Annotated in this window: 21 protein-coding genes; 12 read left to right on the top strand and 9 right to left on the bottom strand. The window is 43.5% G+C overall.

Annotated features, from left to right (window positions below; genetic code table 11):
- Nucleotide 1 precedes the first annotated feature (1 nt).
- The 6 genes from M301_RS12155 to M301_RS12130 all read right to left on the bottom strand — a co-directional run bounded on the left by M301_RS12155 (nucleotide 2) and on the right by M301_RS12130 (nucleotide 4968).
- Nucleotides 2-223 carry a DUF2788 domain-containing protein gene (locus tag M301_RS12155; RefSeq protein ID WP_013149081.1) on the bottom strand — a complete coding sequence of 74 codons (222 nt, stop codon included), beginning with the start codon at nucleotides 221-223 and terminating at the stop codon, nucleotides 2-4.
- Between the two features lie 41 nt (nucleotides 224-264).
- On the bottom strand, nucleotides 265-828 hold the full coding sequence (gene slmA, locus M301_RS12150) for a nucleoid occlusion factor SlmA (RefSeq protein WP_013149080.1): 564 nt from the start codon (nucleotides 826-828) through the stop codon (nucleotides 265-267).
- A gap of 60 nt (nucleotides 829-888) precedes the next feature.
- Nucleotides 889-1548: a pyrimidine 5'-nucleotidase gene (locus M301_RS12145; protein ID WP_013149079.1), complete on the bottom strand. Its 660-nt coding sequence runs from the start codon at nucleotides 1546-1548 to the stop codon at nucleotides 889-891.
- Between the two features lies 1 nt (nucleotide 1549).
- On the bottom strand, nucleotides 1550-2434 hold the full coding sequence (gene argB / locus M301_RS12140) for an acetylglutamate kinase (RefSeq protein ID WP_013149078.1): 885 nt from the start codon (nucleotides 2432-2434) through the stop codon (nucleotides 1550-1552).
- Between the two features lie 60 nt (nucleotides 2435-2494).
- Nucleotides 2495-4105 (bottom strand): amino-acid N-acetyltransferase, encoded by a 1611-nt coding sequence (argA, locus tag M301_RS12135; RefSeq protein WP_013149077.1) that lies wholly within the window; start codon nucleotides 4103-4105, stop codon nucleotides 2495-2497.
- 128 nt (nucleotides 4106-4233) lie between these two features.
- Nucleotides 4234-4968, bottom strand: a complete 735-nt coding sequence (locus tag M301_RS12130) for a 16S rRNA (uracil(1498)-N(3))-methyltransferase (protein ID WP_013149076.1) — start codon at nucleotides 4966-4968, stop codon at nucleotides 4234-4236.
- 148 nt (nucleotides 4969-5116) lie between these two features.
- Between M301_RS12130 and M301_RS12125 the strand changes: the two genes are divergently transcribed.
- Genes M301_RS12125 through M301_RS12115 form a run of 3 tightly spaced genes read left to right on the top strand, consistent with a single transcriptional unit; the run spans nucleotide 5117 to nucleotide 7321 of the window.
- A complete protein-coding gene (locus M301_RS12125) occupies nucleotides 5117-5671 on the top strand; it encodes a thioredoxin family protein (RefSeq protein ID WP_013149075.1) in 555 nt (184 codons plus the stop codon).
- The gene (locus M301_RS12120) at nucleotides 5668-6699 is read left to right on the top strand and encodes a Gfo/Idh/MocA family protein (RefSeq protein WP_013149074.1); all 1032 of its coding nucleotides are present in this window, start codon (nucleotides 5668-5670) and stop codon (nucleotides 6697-6699) included. The genes M301_RS12125 and M301_RS12120 overlap by 4 nt, the downstream gene beginning before the upstream one ends.
- A gap of 22 nt (nucleotides 6700-6721) precedes the next feature.
- Nucleotides 6722-7321 carry a chalcone isomerase family protein gene (locus M301_RS12115; RefSeq protein ID WP_013149073.1) on the top strand — a complete coding sequence of 200 codons (600 nt, stop codon included), beginning with the start codon at nucleotides 6722-6724 and terminating at the stop codon, nucleotides 7319-7321.
- A 2-nt stretch (nucleotides 7322-7323) separates the two neighbouring features.
- Here M301_RS12115 and M301_RS12110 read toward each other — a convergent pair whose 3' ends face one another.
- Nucleotides 7324-8184, bottom strand: coding sequence for a DNA ligase (locus M301_RS12110; protein ID WP_013149072.1), 861 nt, complete (start codon nucleotides 8182-8184; stop codon nucleotides 7324-7326).
- A 164-nt stretch (nucleotides 8185-8348) separates the two neighbouring features.
- On the opposite strand from M301_RS12110, the gene M301_RS12105 reads away from it, so the two are divergent.
- The 9 genes from M301_RS12105 to ppa all read left to right on the top strand — a co-directional run bounded on the left by M301_RS12105 (nucleotide 8349) and on the right by ppa (nucleotide 17474).
- The gene (locus M301_RS12105) at nucleotides 8349-8825 is read left to right on the top strand and encodes an EF-hand domain-containing protein (RefSeq protein WP_013149071.1); all 477 of its coding nucleotides are present in this window, start codon (nucleotides 8349-8351) and stop codon (nucleotides 8823-8825) included.
- A gap of 368 nt (nucleotides 8826-9193) precedes the next feature.
- Nucleotides 9194-11176 carry a transketolase gene (gene tkt / locus M301_RS12100; RefSeq protein ID WP_013149070.1) on the top strand — a complete coding sequence of 661 codons (1983 nt, stop codon included), beginning with the start codon at nucleotides 9194-9196 and terminating at the stop codon, nucleotides 11174-11176.
- 156 nt (nucleotides 11177-11332) lie between these two features.
- Entirely contained in the window at nucleotides 11333-12331 is a 999-nt protein-coding gene (gene gap / locus M301_RS12095; protein WP_013149069.1) for a type I glyceraldehyde-3-phosphate dehydrogenase, read from the top strand.
- Between the two features lie 84 nt (nucleotides 12332-12415).
- A complete protein-coding gene (locus tag M301_RS12090; protein WP_041359488.1) occupies nucleotides 12416-12652 on the top strand; it encodes a hypothetical protein in 237 nt (78 codons plus the stop codon).
- Nucleotides 12653-12716: 64 nt separating this feature from the next.
- A complete protein-coding gene (locus tag M301_RS12085; RefSeq protein ID WP_013149068.1) occupies nucleotides 12717-13898 on the top strand; it encodes a phosphoglycerate kinase in 1182 nt (393 codons plus the stop codon).
- A 102-nt stretch (nucleotides 13899-14000) separates the two neighbouring features.
- Nucleotides 14001-15437: a pyruvate kinase gene (gene pyk / locus M301_RS12080; protein ID WP_013149067.1), complete on the top strand. Its 1437-nt coding sequence runs from the start codon at nucleotides 14001-14003 to the stop codon at nucleotides 15435-15437.
- Nucleotides 15438-15614: 177 nt separating this feature from the next.
- Nucleotides 15615-16517, top strand: a complete 903-nt coding sequence (locus M301_RS12075; RefSeq protein ID WP_013149066.1) for a phosphoribosylaminoimidazolesuccinocarboxamide synthase — start codon at nucleotides 15615-15617, stop codon at nucleotides 16515-16517.
- 24 nt (nucleotides 16518-16541) lie between these two features.
- Nucleotides 16542-16823 (top strand): YkvA family protein, encoded by a 282-nt coding sequence (locus tag M301_RS12070; RefSeq protein ID WP_013149065.1) that lies wholly within the window; start codon nucleotides 16542-16544, stop codon nucleotides 16821-16823.
- 102 nt (nucleotides 16824-16925) lie between these two features.
- Nucleotides 16926-17474 (top strand): inorganic diphosphatase, encoded by a 549-nt coding sequence (ppa, locus tag M301_RS12065; RefSeq protein WP_013149064.1) that lies wholly within the window; start codon nucleotides 16926-16928, stop codon nucleotides 17472-17474.
- 76 nt (nucleotides 17475-17550) lie between these two features.
- Here ppa and M301_RS12060 read toward each other — a convergent pair whose 3' ends face one another.
- Together M301_RS12060 and M301_RS12055 are read right to left on the bottom strand one after the other, a co-directional pair.
- Nucleotides 17551-18243, bottom strand: a complete 693-nt coding sequence (locus M301_RS12060) for a VIT1/CCC1 transporter family protein (RefSeq protein WP_013149063.1) — start codon at nucleotides 18241-18243, stop codon at nucleotides 17551-17553.
- A 210-nt stretch (nucleotides 18244-18453) separates the two neighbouring features.
- Complete coding sequence (locus tag M301_RS12055) at nucleotides 18454-20487, bottom strand: sodium-translocating pyrophosphatase (protein ID WP_013149062.1); 2034 nt, start codon at nucleotides 20485-20487, stop codon at nucleotides 18454-18456.
- Between the last annotated feature and the right edge of the window lie 124 nt (nucleotides 20488-20611).

The raw sequence follows: 20611 nt of genomic DNA, 5'->3' as shown, positions 1-20611 counted from the left end.
CTTATATTTTCAAGAAATGTTGGATGAGCATTTTGATGACAAATCCAGCAACGCCAAGCGTTAACCCAATAAATAACGCGATACCACCAAACTTACCCGCTTTTGAATCCCAAGCGAGTTTTCCGACAATCACCATCATTAATATCATCAGCCCTGTTACGGCATAATCCATACCGAATTGGCTAATTTGCGCTTCTGTAAATCCAAATATCGTGCCTTGCAATTTAAGTCCCCAGTGTTATAAATTTTGTTTGATCAAGCTGATTAATAATTAATAAGTGTAGTCACTTGTTGTTGCACATACTCTGTCGGTTTGCGCTTAAAGCCACTTTTAGCAAATTGCTGCCAGCGACCAACGATGTAGCAAACAATTAAGTTGGCCTGTGCTTCTGCATCGCCTTTGCTACCACTTTGCGTTTCGGCAATGCGTAAACTTTGTTTGAGTGTGACTTCAATTCTGTCATAAAGTTGGTTAATACGTACCTGAAGTTTTTCATCTTCATTAACTAATGCATCGCCAATCAGCACGCGTGTCATGCCCGGATTTTTTTCAGCAAACGCGAGTAGCATGGTAATTGTGCGTTGAATTTGTCTCAAGCCATCTGTTTCTTCGGTGCCGATTTTATTAATTAAGCCAAAAATTGTTTCCTCGATAAACGAAATTAAACCCTCAAACATTTGAGCTTTATTGGCAAAGTGGCGGTAAAGCGCAGCTTCACTTACTTCAAGTTTTGCTGCGAGTGATGCAGTTGTGATTTTTTCACGCTTTGGTGCCTCCAGCATTTTGGCGAGCGTTTCCAGAATCTGCTGCTTGCGTTCTCCTGCCATCTTTTTCCCCTAAGAATTTTTTAAACTTTTTATTAAGTTTTACTTATTAAATTTTGGAAATTATAACTTAAGGTGAGTAAGTGCTAACACTTCACTTAAGCGATAATCCACAAAATTTGGTTTTTGTAGTTTTTTTGACACCCAGATTGTTCTCATGCCTAAGCGTTTTGCGGTCATCAACGCAGGTAGACTGTCTTCTAGCATTGTGCAATCACTGGCTTTTACTTTGATGGTTTTGAGTAGCATTTGAAAGCCACGTACAGATGGCTTGGCATGAAATTTGGTTGACTCCACGCTAAATACAAGTTCAAAACAATCGCTAATGCCGAGAATGTCCAGGACGCGCATGGCATAGCTTTTAGGCGCGTTAGTGAATACTAACTTACGTCCAGAAAGGCTTTGTAGCGTGTGTCGCAGTCTTTTTACTTCAAGCACCATTTCAGGCAAATCAAGAAATTTGTGCGTTTCTTCAAGAAAGTGATGTGGGCTAGTCCCGTGATGTCGCATCAAGCCTTTAAGCGTGGCGCCGTATATACGCCAATAGTGCTGTCGTAGCTGATGCGCAGCTGTTTCATCTAAGGTCAGATGGTCCATGATGTATTTCGTCATGGTACGATTCATCACTGGAAAGATGTGTGCAGAAGCATTGTGCAATGTATCGTCTAGATCGAAGATCCAGACTCTAGCACTCCTGCCGCTTGCACTACAGTTTGCCGCCAATTTACTTAGCCTTAATCAGCGTACCCACACCTTCGTCCGTCAATACTTCAAGCAGCAAAGCATGCTCTACACGACCATCAATAATATGTACTGCTTTTACGCCGCTGCGTGCTGCATCTAAAGCCGAACTGATTTTAGGTAACATACCGCCAGAAAGCGTGCCATCAGCAACTAAATCATCAATTTGTTTTGGAGTTAAGCCCGTTAGCAACTCGCCGCTTTTATCCAAAACACCAGGTGTATTAGTGAGAAGAATCAATTTCTCCGCACCTAGAATTTCCGCGAGCTTACCTGCTACCACATCCGCATTGATGTTGTAGGTTTCGCCATCAACGCCTACACCAATTGGCGCAACCACTGGAATAAAGTCACCTTTATCTAAGAAGTTGATAATACTTGGATCAATCGCGGTGATTTCACCCACTTGACCAATATCAATCATTTTTGATGGGTCGTTCATATCTTCCATTAGCAGCTTTTGGGCGTGAATGAAGTTGCCATCTTGACCAGTTAAACCAACCGCTTTACCGCCATGACGATTAATCAAGTTCACAATTTCTTTATTTACTTGACCGCCAAGCACCATTTCAACCACGTCCATGGTTTCAGCGTCGGTCACGCGCATGCCTTGAATAAACTCACCTTTTTTGCCGAGCTTATCTAACATTTCGTTAATTTGCGGACCGCCGCCATGCACGACCACAGGGTTCATGCCAACCAGCTTTAGCAAAACTACATCTTGAGCGAAACATTCTTTAAGATGCTCGTCTGTCATAGCGTTTCCGCCGTATTTGATGACGATGGTTTTATCAAAAAAGCGTTTGATATAAGGCAGCGCTTCGGCAAGAGTGCGTGCTTTTTTTGCGGCAGTTGTTTGGCTTAACATAGGTTTTCCATGAGCTTGAATTTTGTAAATGCGATTTGTGTCATTGTATCTAAAATTTGCTTATAAAGTTTTGCTAAACACCTTTGATTTACGCTGAAAGTTGTAAAGTTTCTGTTTCTCTGCTGGTAGTTTCTCTACATTTTGTTCCGTAAACCCACGTTCTAAAAACCAATGTTCGGTACGCGTAGTCAGGCAGAATAAGCTTTTAAAGCCTAGTTCTTTAGCTTGACTGGCACAGTAATAAAACAATTTGTCACCACGACCGCCGCCTCTGTAAGCTGGATCTATCGCTAGGCAAGCGAATTCAGCAGTACGCTCAGCGTCAAATGGATACAAAGCTGCGCAACCAATAATGCGATTGTCGTGTTCCATTACATAAAAATGTTCGATTTCCATTTCGATATGCTCACGCCCGCGCCTGACTAGAAAGCCTTCGGCTTCTAGTGGTTCAATCAGCTTTAATATGCCGCCCACATCGTCAATATTGGCTTGGCGCATACTTTCTAAGCTGAGTTCGGTCACCATGGTGCCGATACCGTCTAGTGTAAACAATTCCTGAATAATCGCGCCATCAATGTGCCGCGAAATCAAATGCGTACGTGCTACGCCGTGTTCACAGGCCCTTACAGCGGCAGGCAAATAGTAATTAATATCTTCCGAAATGTTGATGGCCTGTTCATTGCCCTCCACGTTCCGTAGTAGATTTTTAGCTTTTCCGGCGGTCATTTCACGCAATAATTCGCCGCGTAGATTATGTACGCCTTCGGAATCCATCAAAAAAATCAGCTTGTCAGCATCTAGCGCAACGGCAGCGCTCACCGCTACGTCTTCTAAGCTTAAATTGAAAGCCTCACCTGTGGGTGAGTAACCCAGTGGCGATAACAGCACTAATTCGTTGTCATCAAGACGTTTCTGTATGCCGATTGCATCTACCCGACGAACTTCACCTGTGTGTTGTAAATCGATACCATTACGCACGCCCATCGGTTTAGCGGTGACAAAGTTACCACTCGCTACTCGAATGTCAGAGCCTGCCATCGGTGAGTTTACTAAACCCATAGACAGCAGTGCTTCAATTTCAACGCGAATCGCGCCATTGGCCTCTTTTACGGCTTCCATTGCGGCATCGTCTGTGACGCGCAGACCATTCACAAACTTAGGTGACAGTTTGTCGCGACGTAGGCGCTTTTCAATTTGTGGACGTGCGCCGTGTACTAACACTAACCTGACCTCTAAGCTGGCGAGTAAGTTTAAGTCATGTGAAAGTGCAACAAATTGCTTTTCATCAACCACTTCGCCGCCGAATGCAATCACAAAAGTTCTGCCACCAAACGCATGTATGTACGGCGCAACAGACCTAAACCACTGTACGAAATCTTTAATGTTTGAGGTGCTGTTTTTGCTAGGCACTTGCGATAAAGTTGTGAGGTATGGCTGGCGATGTTCTTGCACAGATAAAGCTGTTTTTGGCATATCACTTTGCGCATACAAATAAGCTGGGGTGCAATTGAGCGCCTCAGCGACTTTGCGTAAAGTATTTTCGTTAATGCCTAATTCGCCGCGCTCAATGCGCGACAAATTACCAGCGTCTGCCCCTACTTGATTGGCGAGAGATTGCAGTGTGATGTTCAGCGACTTGCGCCGAAAGCGTATAGAGTGACCAATAGACATAGTGATGACTTAGTGTAAATTCACAGTATAAAATGTAATTATTACAATAATATAAAATATATATGTAAATAATGCAAATTATTTATAGGTGGCTTGTTTTAAACTTAAACTCTTTGTATCTAAACCCGCTAAAAATCCCCCCAAAGCGACTGTAGTGTGGCAATCGCAGTCGGGCCTGCGGTTTCTGTGCGTAAAATTCTTGGGCCGAGAATCACTGATTGAAAATCCTGCGATAGGGCTAAATTGATTTCTGCTTGGCTTAAGCCACCCTCAGCGCCAATCAGTAATTGAATTTCACCGCTCGGTTTATCCAGTTCTGCTAAGCGTTTTGCGCCTATTGGGTTAAGCAAAATGCGGGTAGCGCTAGAGGCTGAATTACTCGATAACCAATTAGCTAAGGTTTTTGGCGCTAGTACTTGAGGAATCGTCGCGCGACCACATTGCTCGCAGGCGGAAATCACTATGTTTTGCCAATGCTCTAACCGTTTTTCTGCACGCTCAGCAGAGAGTTTAACCACGCTACGCTCGGTAGCAATTGGCTGTATTTGCTTTACACCTAACTCCACTGCCTTTTGAATGGAGTAATCCATGCGGTCGCCACTAGAGATGCCCTGCAGTAAAGTGATGTTGAGTGGCGATTCTGTATCACGTGCTTGGCTAGCATTAATCTTGGCAATCACTTCACTTTTTTTAACTACAATTAACTCACAAGCATAGTCAAAACCATCGCCATTAAACAAGTGAATGAGATCACCCGCATTTAAGCGAAGCGCTCGCGTGGCATGGGTGGCGGCATTTTCAGACAGTTTGACCGTTGCGCCAATGACCAAATCTTCAGTGCTAAAAAATCGTAAATTACTCATAACCGTCATTCTATATTGAAAAGCTAATGCCAGTCATTGCTGCGCAACTGGAAATTGGCTTTGATTTTAAATCTGACGCTAGATTCCCGCTTGCACAGGAATAAAGTATCATAAGGCCTATATATTCTAACTATGATGAAAGTTTTTTATGGCTAGTTTAAACCCACCTGTATGTGATTTTGGCTGGCAAGCGCCAGATTTTAGTCTGCAAAATATTGATGGCAGCATGATTTCACGTGACCTAATCATGGGTAAAAATGGCTTGTTAGTGATGTTCATTTGTAATCACTGCCCATATGTAAAAGCTATTTTCCCAAGGTTGGTCAATGATGTGCTCGAGCTCAAAATGCTGGGTGTTAACACTGTGGCGATTATGTCTAATGACCCAGCAGATTACCCAGAAGATAGCTTCGAAAATATGCAAAAAGTCGCGCATCAAATGGAGTTTTCATTTCCCTATTTGTGGGATAAAACTCAATCGGTGGCTAAAGCCTACAACGCCGTATGCACACCAGATTTCTTTGGATTTAATAATAAGGCTGAGTTGCAATATCGTGGCCGCTTCGATGAGTCGCGCAAAGACACCGCGCCCCATAGCACGCGCGACTTGTTTCACGCCATGAAGCAAATCGCTGAAACAGGAGTCGGTCCTAAAGAGCAAGTTGCTAGTATCGGATGCAGTATTAAGTGGAGTAATTTATGAGTAAAGTTAAATGGGGAATTTTAGGCGCAGCGCGTGTTAATGAGCGCTTGCTTCCTGCGATTATTGAAGCGTCTAATGCGGAATTGGTTGCTATCGCAAGTCGTCGTGCAGGTGCGGCAAAAGCTACCTTGGATAAATATGCGCCTTGCCATCAAAACGTCATCTGTTATGACGACATGGATGCGCTTATTCATGATAAAAACGTCGATGCGATTTACTGTCCGCTGGCGAACAACGAGCACGCAGAATGGGCGCTTAAAGCCATCAATGCAGGTAAGCATGTGTTGATAGAAAAACCAATGGCGTTAACTGTGGCAGATATTGAAGCGATAGAAGCAGCTGCGATTAAAAACAATGTAAAAGTGATGGAGGGTTTCATGTATCGCTTTCATCCGCAACATGCGCGGGTCAAAGAGATTGTGGAATCAGGCTTGATCGGTGATGTGCTGTCATGCAAAGCTTCTTACTCATTTTTGATGCGTCCAGCGCGTATGTACCGTATTGCTAGCGGCGTGAAAGAGGGCGGCGGCGCAATGTGGGATATTGGCCCGTATGCAATTCATTCTTTGCGCTGGGCATTTGGTTTGAATGGCGGTTTGGAGCCTAAAAGTGTGGTTGCGCATGCCAAGCTAAATGAAGTGGGCGCGGATATTGTAACCAGTGGCGTGCTGGATTTTGGTAACGATGCTGAAGGCCGTGCCCGATTTGGTCATTTTGATATTAGCTTTGAGCGTAGTCGTAAATCAGAATATGAAATCATCGGCACTAAAGGTTGGGTGAAGTGCCACGCTGCTTGGGTGTTTCAAAATGATGTGCCAGTGATTTCATGGGCGCTGGAAGATGGTAAATATGCAGAAGAGCGCTCCGCGCCAAGTAATCACTTTACTTTGGAGATCGAGCATTTCAGCGACTGTGTTTTGAATAATAAAACGCCGCATCTAAGCTTTGCTGACGCGAAAGCCAATTGCAAAGCGATAGAGGCAGTTTTGCAGTCTATAAGCAGTGGCGCTAGAGTGAGCTTGGCTTAAGTTAAATGCTAAAGGTACTTTTATGAAATCTAGATTTAGTAAGCTTGGTGTTAAACAGGCGCTCGCTCAAAGCTCAATTTTTGCAATATTGCTAACGCTTACTTTTTCTGCTCAGGCATTAGAGGTCAAAGGGGTAAAGATTGACGAAAACGCGCAAGTCGGCAGCAGCACTTTGGTGTTAAATGGCGCTGGCTTACGGACCAAGATGATGTTTAAGGTCTATGCTGGTGCCCTTTATTTGCCGCAAAAGCAAAGCGATGCAAATGCCGTGATCAATGATCATGGCAATAAGCGTATTTCTATGCATTTTTTACGTGATGTAAGTTCAGAGCAGTTGTTGGATGGTATGAACGAAGGTTTTGCCGACAATAATACTCAGTCTGAAATGACTTCGATTGACGCGCAATTGAAGATATTCCAAAAAATGATGGTATCGGCAAAAGAAGTGAAAGAGGGTGATGTGATTCTGCTGGACTGCACAACAGCAGGCACGCAAGTGAGTTTGAATGGCAGGCTGCTAGGTAAAATTGACGGCGAGTTGTTCAATCAAGCTTTATTGCGTGTTTGGCTAGGCGATCATGCGGTTGATACTAGTTTAAAAAAGGCGTTACTTGGGCAGTAGCGTCATTGCTCATTGCGAACTCGTAAAAAGCTGGCAAACTTTGGCTTGCCAGCTTTAGTTTTATCGCGATAAGTGTAGGTAACGGTGCTGCCAATTATTGGCGGATTTTCCCGTTGCGCATCAGTAAAGCCTGTCCCTAACTTAAAGCGTATACCTTCTGGCGTTTCTACCTCTAGTGCCCCAAGCTTGCCTTTATATTTCCCTTGTCCAGCGGTATGCGCCACTACGGTCGCTTCGGCATCGTATAACAATTTTAATTTAAGCAGCACATCGCTGCGGCCTGTCACATAAGGTGCATCGGCGCGATGTAGCATTAGCCCCTCGCCACCTTGAGCAACAATTTGTTTAAGCAGTTTGTGTAACGCGACTTCATCACTCACTTTAAATTGCTTCACAGCTTTTAGATGCGGAATATTTGCCTGTTTGACGATGCTGACAATACGTTTTGCACGCTCTGCGAATGAGCCTGTTGCGTTTGGTAATTCAAATACCATGTAGGAGATGCCACGCCATTCTTCGTCAATTGGTATATCTTTTCTCACTGCGCCAGAAAGCGCTTCAAATTTGCCATGTCCAAGCCATAGTTCACCGTCTAGCGGTGTTTTAGGCAGTCCTTTGGTGAACCATGCTGGCGCTGCAATCACATGATCTGTACGCGTATGAAAAATGCTGCCATCCCATACTGCACGCACACCATCAAATTTCTCACTGACCAAGTATTGCTGTACGTGAGTGCCTGGCTGGTAAACCTTCGCAAGCAAGACGTTGGAGTCATTTTGTTTCGCGTTAATTTGTGTGGCGAACAGGACTGAGAAAGCTGCGCTTGCGATAGCAACAAAAAATAAATGGCGTATAGATTTCATTAAGATAGTTTAAGGTAATAAGTGAAGCCAAGGAGTAAATTAGTGTTGAGCTTTAATGCCCCCTAAAAAATTAATAATTAAATGTAAGGAACTTGATGCACTAGAAGACTAAGGGTTGCTAGCAAAATTCTTTTTCAAATAGTGGTTATTCAGGAGATATTAAGATGAACATTCAAATTAAAAACGTAGTATTAGTGGTAGCAACCTTACTTTCAGCCGGCGTTCTGTCAGCACCGGCATTTGCAGCAGATTCAATGTTAAGTACGGGTGGTTATGCACGTGAGTTTAGCAAAATGGGTATGATGAAAATGCTGGATGCTGATGGTAATCACATGGTAACGGCAGCCGAAGCAGACAGTTATTACAATAGTATTTTCGACGAGCTTGATAAAGATAAAGATGGTTCAGTTGATGCAAAAGAATGGGCTGGACCAGCTAAACACTCTAAGCTTGATCTTACAACAGGCGGCTATAGCCGTGAGTTGCGCTCCATGAAAATGATGGGCATGATGGATACTGATGGCGATCATAAGGTCACAAGAGCCGAGTTTCTGGCTTACCATCAAACCATTTTTGCGCATAAAGATACTTCAGGCGACAAAGAGATTAGTGCGCAAGAATGGGCGGCTAAGCTTTTGTAGTTAAACCATGTAGAAAAAATGAGTCGTCAAATTGATAGTCTAATTTTTTAAGCACGAGCTTCAATTTATAAAGCCAGCCTACCCGCTGGCTTTTTTATGGACTTAATTTACGCAATAAATAAATATTCAATTGAGTGAAATGCTAAAAATATTATTTTCTACACGCCAAATACAGCCTAAGCCCTTGCCGAAAAAGGGTAATTAAGCAATAATTTCACTTTTACCAAAAAGCAGTGCATTACGCTGACTTTTTAAAGAATTCAATCAAGGTTTTATTCGATTTTCTATAAGACTTGCAGTGATGTTCAAGCAATTAGTTAGTCAGATTCGAATCGTAAAACTACAAGTTAATTATTAGGGAGAAATTTATGGCAACACGTAAAGACCTAGCCAACGCCATCCGTGCGTTATCTATGGATGCGGTACAGAAGGCTAACTCTGGTCACCCAGGCGCGCCTATGGGCATGGCAGAAATTGCAGAAGAGCTTTGGAATCACCATCTAAGCCATAACCCAAAAAATCCAAACTGGTCAAATCGCGATCGTTTCGTGCTTTCAAATGGCCACGGTTCAATGTTGATTTACTCATTGCTACACCTGACAGGTTATGCATTGCCAATGGACGAAATCAAAACATTCCGTCAATTGCATTCAAAATGTGCTGGTCACCCAGAATACGGTTACGCACCTGGCGTTGAAACAACAACTGGCCCACTAGGCCAAGGTATTGCAAACGGTGTTGGTTTCGCAATGGCTGAAAAACTATTAGCTAACCAATTCAACAAACCAGGCCATGACATCGTTGACCATAGCACATACGTGTTCTTAGGTGACGGTTGTATGATGGAAGGCGTTTCTCACGAAGCTTGTGCTTTAGCTGGTACTTGGGGCTTAGGCAAATTAACAGCATTCTGGGATGACAATGGTATTTCTATCGATGGTCACATTGAAGGTTGGTACACAGACGATACAGCGAAACGTTTTGAATCATACGGCTGGCACGTTCAGTCAGTAGATGGTCATGATGTTGCTGCAATCGGTGCTGCAATCGCTGCTGCTAAAAAAGTAACAGACAAACCATCATTGATCTGCTGTAAAACTGTTATTGGTATGGGTTCACCAAACAAATCTGGTTCACATGACTGTCACGGTTCTGCATTAGGTTTAGAAGAAGTTGCCGCTACACGTGCAAACATTGGTTGGAACCACGAGCCATTCGTCATCCCAGCAGATGTATACGCTGGTTGGGATGCAACGGCTAAGGGCGCTGCTGCTGAATCTTCATGGAATGATAAATTTGCAGCATACGCAAAAGCATTCCCAGCTGAAGCTGCTGAATATACACGCCGCATGGCAGGTGATTTACCAGCTAACTGGAAATCAGCAACTGATGCAATCATCGCAGCTACAAACGAAAAAGCTGAAGGCGTTGCAACACGTAAAGCTTCACAAAACGTTATCGGTGCATTAGCGCCATTGTTGCCTGAGTTCCTAGGCGGTTCAGCTGACTTGACTGGTTCAAACTTAACTTCAACTGGCAGCTTTGTGCACGTTGACGCTAAAAAACCAGGTAACTACATTTCATACGGCGTACGTGAATTCGGTATGTTCGCAATCATGAACGGTATGGCATTGCACGGTGGTTTGATTCCATTCGGCGGTACATTCCATATGTTCTCTGACTACGCGAAGAGCGCATTGCGTATGGCGGCATTGATGAAACAACGCACTATTGCTGTATTGACGCATGACTCTATCGGTCAAGGTGAAGATGGTCCAACACACCAACCAATCGAAAATACTGCTGGTTTACGCTTAATTCCAAACATGGACGTATGGCGTCCAGGTAACTCGACAGAAACTGCTGTTGCTTGGGTTGCTGCGGTTGAGCGCAAAACTGGTCCATCTAGCTTAGTATTAAGCCGTCAAAACGTGCCAGGCATGAAACACGATGCATCACAGTTTGATTTAATGCGCAAAGGTGGTTATGTATTGTCTGATGTTGCTGGCGCACAAGTCATCATTATCGCTAATGGTTCTGAACTTGAATTAGCGGTTAAAGCGGCTGCTGAGTTGAATGCTGCTGGTACTAAAGTACGTGTGGTTTCAATGCCATCAACTAACGTATTTGATCGTCAAGATAAAGCATACAAAGACAGCGTATTAACTCCAGGCGTTAAACGCGTGGCTGTTGAAGCTGGTGTAACTGACTTCTGGCGTAAATATGTAGGTTTAGAAGGCGCTGTTGTTGGTATCGATACATTCGGTGAATCAGCGCCTGGTGGTGTGTTGTTGAAACATTTCGGCTTCACAGTTGAAAATGTAGTTGCAACGGTTAAATCAGTACTGTAATTTAAGGTGCTGTAATTTAACTAGCTGCTTAGTTTAATAGGGCACCTCACTTGTGGGGTGCCCTATTTTTTTATAAGTTTAGTATTTTTATACGTCATTTAATCATTTTGCTTTCGTTTACATGGCGATTATTTACATCAAAAATTAGGAATTATCATGGCAATTCGTGTAGCAATTAATGGTTTTGGTCGTATCGGTCGTATGGTGTTTCGCGCGGCAATCAAAGATTTCACTGATATTGAAGTGGTCGCAATTAACGATTTGTTAGAACCAGATTACTTGGCTTATATGCTTAAATATGACTCTGTACACGGTCGCTTCAAAGGCGATGTAGCTGTTAGTGGTAATCACTTAGTTGTGAATGGTAAAACGATACGTTTAACCGCTGAAAAAGATCCAGCAAACCTGAAGTGGGATGAGGTTCAGGCAGATATCGTGATTGAATGTACAGGTTTCTTTTTAACACAAGAAACTTGCCAAAAACACATTGATGCAGGCGCTAAAAAAGTAGTGCAGTCTGCGCCAGGTAAAGATGACACACCAATGTTTGTCTATGGTGTGAATCACAAAGAATATAAAGGTGAGGCGATTGTTTCAGCTGCTTCATGTACAACTAACGGCCTAGCGCCAGTGGTTAAAGTATTGAATGATGCTTTCGGCATTAAACGTGGCTTGATGACAACGATTCATGCAGCAACAGCCACGCAAAAAACGGTAGATGGACCATCCAACAAAGATTGGCGCGGTGGTCGCGGGATTTTAGAAAATATCATCCCATCTAGTACAGGCGCGGCAAAAGCCGTTGGTAAAGTGATTCCGGCATTGAATAAAAAGCTAACAGGTATGGCTTTCCGTGTACCAACTTCTGATGTTTCAGTCGTTGATTTAACTTGCGAGTTGAACAGTGATGCGACTTATGAAGCTATTTGCCAAGCCATGAAAACGGCTTCTGAAGGCGAATTAAAAGGCGTGCTTGGCTACACTAATGAGAAAGTGGTTTCTACCGATTTCCGTGGTGAAACTTGCCCATCTGTATTCGATGCAGAGGCTGGCATATTATTAGATCCAACTTTTGTAAAAATAGTCGCTTGGTATGACAATGAGTATGGTTACACCTGTAACTTGATGCGCTTGGTGCAACATATTGCCAAGTAATTGCTATCATTTAGTGTCATTAGAAATAGACTGTATCCAGTCTATTTCGATTTGATTTCAAATAATAAAAAAGTAAGGAAATAGATGATTACGCTTAAAGATAAAAGCAATAATCGTTGGTTAGGCCAGATTAGCTACGCCCAATTGAAGTTTTTGAATGATGAGTTAGCCGCAGAACATAAAGATGACCAAGATTATCGGGTAAATCGTGAGGCATTGGAAATGCTTAAAGCGCGTGGTGCGGATATAGATTTAGCCGCTATTATAGAAAAAGCGATGGGTGATAAAGAGGTCGTCGAGTTTTATTGGATAAAATCATAAGAAATAGCAGTGAATAGCCATAGGTAGCCATTTGTAATAGACAGATTTTGGGGAGTTAAAGGTAATGAATGTAATTAAAATGACGGATTTAGATTTGAATGGAAAGCGCGTATTGATACGTGCAGATTTGAATGTACCAGTCGCTGATGGCAAAGTTACCTCTGACGCACGTATTACTGCATCGATGGCAACGATTGAATATGCACTTAAAGCTGGCGCAAAGGTAATGGTGACCTCACATTTAGGTCGTCCTGAAGAATGTGTTTACTCAGAAGAGAATTCATTGAAACCAGTGGTTGATGTGATTTCAGCTAAATTAGGTAAACCTGTGCGCTTAGTTAAAGATTGGGTAGATGGTGGCTTTGAAGTTGCTGCTGGCGAGTTGGTTGTATTAGAAAACTGCAGATTCAATAAAGGTGAGAAAAAAAGCACCGACGAATTGTCACAAAAATATGCCAAACTTTGTGATGTATTTGTCATGGATGCATTCGGCACTGCGCATCGTGCCGAAGCCTCAACGCATGGTGTGGCGAAGTTCGCACCAGTGGCCGCGGCCGGTATTTTATTGGTGAATGAGTTAGATGCCTTAACAAAAGCACTGCTCAGTCCAGCGCGCCCTATGGTGGCGATTGTTGGTGGTAGCAAAGTTTCCACTAAATTGACTGTGCTTGAAAGTTTGTCAGAAAAAGTTGATCAAATGGTAGTAGGTGGCGGTATCGCTAATACCTTCCTGAAAGCCGCTGGCAATGAAGTAGGAAAATCACTTTGTGAAGATGATTTAGTGCCAGTGGCTCGCACCTTAATGGACAAAATGAACCAAAGAGGAGCGGCAGTGCCTATTGCAGTAGATGTAGTCTGCGGTAAGAAATTTGATGCAAACGAGCCAGCAATCAAGAAAGACGTGGCTGATGTGGCTACAGATGATATGATTTTTGATATTGGCGCGAAATCTGCTAATGAAATAGCGGATATCATTAAAAATGCCGGTACGGTGGTTTGGAATGGTCCAGTAGGTGTTTTTGAATTTGACCAATTTGGTGAAGGTACAAAAACGATTGCTCATGCCATTGCGAACACTAAAGCCTTTACCTTGGCTGGTGGTGGCGACACGATTGCCGCAATACAGAAGTATGGTATCGAAGATAAAGTCGATTATATTTCCACAGCAGGCGGTGCATTCTTAGAGTTTTTAGAAGGTAAGAAGCTACCAGCAGTTGAGATACTTGAGCAGAGAGCCTCGGCTTAATTTTTCTCAAATGAGTGATACAAAAAATGGGGCGATAAGCCCCATTTTTATTTGAATTTTAAGCTTATACTTATAGTTATACCGAGTTGAAAAGGCACTACATTGACATTACGTAAAACAAAAATTGTTGCAACACTAGGCCCATCCTCAAACAGCGAGGAAATGCTGGCACGCATGATTATGGCTGGTGTAAACGTAGTGAGATTAAACTTTTCGCATGGTAGCGCAGAAGAGCATATTAATCGGGCAGAAATGGTACGTGCGATTGCCTTGAAATTAAACCGCCCGATAGGCGTGTTGTGTGATTTGCAAGGTCCCAAAATACGAATTGGTAAGTTTGAATTGGGTAAAATCACTTTAAAAACTGGTGACATTTTTATATTAGATTCTGATTGTCAGTTAGGCAATCAAGATCATGTCGGTTTGGATTACAAAACCCTGCCACAAGAGGTAGTAGAGGGCGTTATTCTACTATTGGATGATGGCCGTATTACCATGCAAGTGGATAGAGTAAAAGGCAATCAGATTCATTGCTTGGTGATGAATGGCGGCGTATTGAGCAACAATAAAGGCATTAATCGCCTTGGTGGTGGTTTATCAGCCGAAGCGCTCACGGAAAAAGATCGTGAAGATATTCTAACAGCCGTAGCATTAGAAGCTGATTATGTTGCTTTGTCTTTCCCAAGAACGGCTTTAGATGTAGAGCTTGCGCGCATCTTAGTGCAGCAAGCTGGTGGTAAAGCGAGTATTGTTGCCAAAATCGAGCGTGCAGAAGCGATTGATAATTTAGAATCTATTATTGATGCGTCAGATGCGATTATGGTTGCTCGAGGCGACTTGGGCGTGGAAGTTGGCGATGCTGCTATTCCAGGCTTGCAGAAACGCATGATACGCATGGCGCGTGAGCAAAACAAATTAGTGATCACCGCCACGCAAATGATGGAGTCTATGATTACCAGCCCGATTCCAACGCGTGCTGAAGTTTCTGATGTCGCTAATGCCGTGTTGGATGGCACTGATGCGATTATGCTATCGGCTGAAACGGCGGCAGGGCAGTATCCATTAGAAAGCGTGCAGGCGGTGCATCGCGTAGTGATGGAGGCTGAGAAAGAATATTATATTCAGCCTCATGTGCGCAGAGTGGAGCAAGTATTTCTTAGGACTGATGAAGCGATAGCCTCTGCTGCAATTTATACGGCGCAGCACTTAAAAGTGAAGGCGATTGCTGCACTTACGCAATCTGGAAATGCAGCACAATGGCTATCTCGTGCGGATTCAGAGATGCCTATCTATGCACTTTCACCAGATAAATATGCGCGTAGAAAGCTTACCCTGCACCGCGGTGTTTATCCATTTCCTATTGAGCAAGGCGCTAAAAATAGAGACGAAATTCTGCAGGAAATGGAGCAGGTCTTATTGCAACAAAAAGCGGTTAATTTAGGCGATTTGGTTTTACTCACATTCGGTGAGCCGATTGGCAGTCCGGGCGGTACAAATACACTTAAAATAGTGAAAATTGGTGAGAATAAACAAGCCTAGCCAGATTCATAGCTTGATGAATGTCAGGCGTTTTAATCAAAGCGAATCAGTTGAATTAGTTAATTCATAAGTCAGTTGATATAGATAAAGTTTATAATAAGCTAATTGCATTTTTAACTGTATCACTTAGCTCGACTTTATCAATAAGCCATATATAAACCATATAAACAAATCAATATGAATACACCTTTACTAGAAACCTCCATTCAAAGTCTTAAACGTATCCACCAAGGTAAAGTGCGCGACATTTACGATATTGATGCCGACACCATGTTGTTAGTCAGCACAGATCGCCTCTCAGCTTTTGATGTGATATTGCCTACAGGCATTGCCAATAAGGGCGCGATGCTAACGCAGATGGCTAATTTCTGGTTTGAGAAACTTAAGAATGTTGTGCCAAATCATTTAACTGGGATTGATCCAAAGTCTGTGGTGAGTAACGTTGCAGAGCAAGCACAGCTGGGCTCACGTGCGGTAGTCGTGAAAAAGTTAAAAGCCTTGCCTATAGAAGCGATTGTGCGCGGTTATTTAGTAGGTAGCGGCTGGAAAGAATACAAGGCTAAAGGCACTGTGTGTGGCATTGAATTACCAGCTGGTCTGCAAGAAGCTTCTAAATTACCTACACCAATTTTTACGCCATCCAGCAAAGCCGCAGTAGGCGAGCATGATGAAAACATCAGCTTGCAACAATGTGCAGATTTGATTGGCAAAGACATGGCTGAACAAGTCGCAAAAGTTGCCATTGCGCTCTATCAACAGGCGGCGGAGTATGCGCTTACTCGCGGTATTATCATTGCCGATACTAAGTTTGAATTTGGTTTAGATGCCAATGGTGTATTGCATGTGATGGATGAAGTGTTAACGCCAGATTCATCACGTTTCTGGCCTGCTGATAGTTATGCCGTTGGCAGTAATCCACCAAGCTACGATAAGCAATTTGTGCGTGATTGGCTGGAAAGCACTGGCTGGAATAAGGTTGCGCCAGCGCCAGCTTTACCAGCAGATGTTGCACAAAAAACCAGTGAAAAATACATGGAAGCGTTTGAGCGTTTAACAGGTCATCCACTTGTTGCTGATTAAGCATTGTGAAAATCAGCACATCACGTGATTGAAAAGCTTAAATCCTTCACTAAACACCTCAAGCAGGAGTTTGAGGTTTATCGTTTAGTACTGAAACACCCCCAAACGCCTTTGCCCGCAAAGATTTGTTTATGGCTAGCAATAGGTTATCTGCTATTACCGTTTGACTTGATTCCGGACTTTATCCCAGTGTTAGGTCAGTTGGATGATGTCGTCATCATTCCGCTTTTGTTGTATATCGCACTATTCTTCATTCCCAAAGAAATTATTCAAAGCTGTCGAGAGCAGGCTAAAGTCATAATTTAGTTACAAGCCTTTGATATTATTGCCAATCTGCTTGCTATAATTGCGGCTCAAAATTAGATCTCAGAAAATTAACCAATACATTTTATTATCTAGGAAAAAGCAATGTCGTTAAATGATGTGCCAACCGGCAAAGACGTACCAAATGACTTCAATGTCATCATTGAAATCCCGATGCAAGGTGATCCAGTTAAGTATGAAGTTGATAAAGAAAGCGGTGCGATTTTTGTAGACCGTTTTATGGGTACTGCGATGCAATACCCGACCAATTACGGCTATGTGCCGCATACGCTTGCTGATGATGGCGACCCAGTAGATGTATTGGTGATGACACCAGTGCCTTTGATTCCAGGTGTAGTTGTGCGTTGCCGCCCATTAGGTGTGTTGTTGATGGAAGATGAAGCAGGCTTAGATGCTAAAGTGTTAGCGGTGCCAGTTGAAAAAGTATGTGGTTTATATGGTCATTTGAAAGCGCATACAGATGTTTCTGATTGGCGTTTGAATATGATTTCACACTTTTTTGAGCACTACAAAGATTTAGACAAAGGCAAATGGGTGAAAATTAACGGTTGGGGTGATATTGACCAAGCGAAAAAAGAGATTTTAGAAGGTGTAGCTAATTACAATAACGCTATGGTGAAACCAGCGTTTTAAGTATTGAGTTGGATTTTAAGCTATTAACAAAAAGGCAGCTAAAGCTGCCTTTTTTATTGACTTAACTTACTGCTGATTAAGCGACAGCAACACCAAACAGGCTTCCTACACCGGCCGTAGCTGCCATTGCTAATGCGCCCCAGAATGCAACACGTCCTGTACCAATCCAAATATTTGCGCCGCCAACTTTTGCCGCTAAACCACCCAGTAAAGCCAGAAATGCCAGCGATGTTACTGCTACAAAAGGCACGATATTGGCTTCAGCTGCAAAAAACGCAATGAGTAAAGGTAATGCTGCCCCCACTGCAAATGTTCCAGCTGATGCCAATGCCGCTTGTATCGGGCGTGCATTCATCGCTTCTATAATTCCTAGTTCGTCTCTAGCGTGTGCCGCAAGCGCATCCTTTGCCGTAAGCTGTGTCGCTACTTGCTTGGCAAGTTCATGTGTTAAGCCACGCTGCATGTAAATACCCGTCAGCTCTTCTAGCTCATGTTCAGGTTGGGTCGCAAGTTCATCACGCTCGCGTGCTAAATCTGCTGTTTCAGTGTCTGCCTGAGAACTCACTGAAACATATTCACCCGCAGCCATCGCCATAGAGCCGGAAACCAAGCCAGCCATGCCTGTGAGTAGAATATTATGGTGAGTGGCATGCGCGGTCGCAATACCAATAATCAAGCTTGACGTTGAAATAATGCCGTCATTTGCGCCTAAAACAGCTGCCCGTAGCCAGCCGATATGATGTGAGCGATGAAATTCAGAGTGTCTCAAGTAGTTTTTCCTGTTTTAGCTGCGGTGACGATATGTGCATTATCAATGAATTGTCGATAAGCTCCAAAGTGAATTTTGGCAGCGTAGTATTCAAGTTTAATCTTTATATTATTTGATAATAGTACAAGTAAGAAAGCCAATTAAAAAGGCAACCTAAGTCGCCTTTTTAATTAATTCACTGTATTTTATTAATTAGCTTAATTAGCCAGCTTACATATGGAGCAATGGCACAATCAGTAAAGCCACAATATTAATGATTTTAATCAATGGATTCACTGCTGGACCTGCTGTGTCTTTGTAAGGATCGCCAACGGTATCGCCAGTCACAGCCGCTTTGTGCGCTTCTGAACCTTTGCCCCCGTGGTTGCCATCTTCGATATACTTCTTGGCGTTATCCCAAGCACCGCCGCCCGTACACATGGAAATGGCAACGAATAAGCCTGTCACAATCGTACCCATCAATAAGCCGCCTAATGCCACTGGGCCAAGTAATAATCCTACTGCAACAGGAACAGCCACTGGTAAGAGTGATGGAATCATCATTTCTTTAATCGCAGCGGTGGTGAGCATATCTACAGCTTTACCGTATTCTGGTTTAGCCGTACCCTCCATGATGCCTTTGATATCGCGGAACTGACGGCGAACTTCTTCAACCACTGCACCAGCCGCGCGACCAACCGCTTCCATTGCCATTGCAGCGAACAAGAATGGAATTAAGCCGCCAATAAACAAGCCAATAATCACCATTGGGTCACTTAGGTCAAACTTAACGTCGATGCCTGCGCCCTGCAGCTTGTGTGTGTAATCGGCAAACAATACCAATGCAGCTAATCCAGCAGAGCCAATCGCATAACCTTTAGTGACGGCTTTAGTAGTATTGCCAACCGCATCTAATGGGTCAGTCACATCACGCACTTCTGCAGGTAAGCCAGCCATTTCAGCAATACCGCCCGCATTATCAGTGATTGGACCATAAGCATCTAGCGCTACGACGATACCAGCCATGCTGAGCATAGACGTTGCCGCAATCGCGATGCCGTATAAGCCACCTAAGTGATGCGACACGAAAATAGCCACACAAACAGAAAGCACTGGCCAGGCAGTCGATTTCATTGAAATGCCAATACCCGCAATGATGTTAGTTGCGTGACCTGTTGTTGAAGCTTGTGCAATGTGCTTTACCGGCGCGTAGTCAGTCCCTGTGTAATACTCGGTAATCCACACTAAAGCTGCTGTAAGGACTAAGCCCACTGCACAGGCACCAAATAACTGGTTTGCAGAGATGGTTAAGTCGCCAGCGATCAAGCCCTCAGGGAACATTTTCATGGTCACAAAGTAAAATGCAGCCAAAGATAAAGTACCTGCTACGGCTAAGCCTTTGTATAAAGCCGGCATTACATTTTTCATGCCAGGTGAGGCTTTAACAAAGAAGCAGCCAATGATAGAGGCGACAATAGAAACAGCTGCAAGCATCAATGGGTAGAGTGTGCCATTGGCACCTGCGTTTGTTAATAGTAGGCTGCCTAGCACCATGGTGGCGATTAAAGTCACAGCGTAAGTTTCAAACAAGTCGGCTGCCATCCCTGCGCAATCGCCTACGTTATCGCCTACGTTATCGGCAATCACGGCTGGGTTACGTGGGTCATCTTCAGGAATACCTGCTTCCACTTTCCCCACCAAGTCTGCGCCAACATCAGCACCTTTGGTAAATATACCGCCACCAAGCCGTGCAAATATAGAGATAAGTGATGAGCCGAAAGCTAAACCAATGAGCGGATTCAAGTCTGTTGCAGCTTCGCCACCTAAATACCAGTAGAAGCCTGCTACGCCTAGTAAACCTAATCCTACGACCAGCATCCCTGTGATTGCGCCGCCTTTAAATGCCACATCCAATGCAGGCGCAATACCACCAGTAGCGGCTTGTGCTGTACGCACATTTGCTTTGACTGAGACGTTCATGCCGATAAAGCCGCAAGCGCCAGATAAAACAGCGCCAATTACAAATCCAATCGCAGTGGTGATGTTAAGAAATATGCCAATTAAAATGGCGAGAATAATGCCGACGATAGTGATGGTTTTATATTGGCGAGCTAAATATGCCGCTGCCCCCTGTTGAATTGCGCTGGCGATTTCTTGCATACGCGCATTGCCTGCTGGTAAATTGCTAATCCATTTACTCATTACTACACCATATAACACAGCTAGAACAGCGGCGCCAACGGCAATCATTAGTGGTGCTGACATGACTTCTCCCTATCTAAATTTTTATAAATCGCTAACTTAAAACAATATTTAAAAACTAAATTTAAAATGTTAAAAATAAAACAAATACAAATTTAAGACTAAGTGCCAAAAACCTTACCAAATC

The organism is Methylotenera versatilis 301, from assembly GCF_000093025.1.
GTDB lineage: Bacteria > Pseudomonadota > Gammaproteobacteria > Burkholderiales > Methylophilaceae > Methylotenera > Methylotenera versatilis.
Note: the sequence above shows the minus strand (reverse complement) of the source record. Positions and strands in the feature narration are given on the sequence as shown.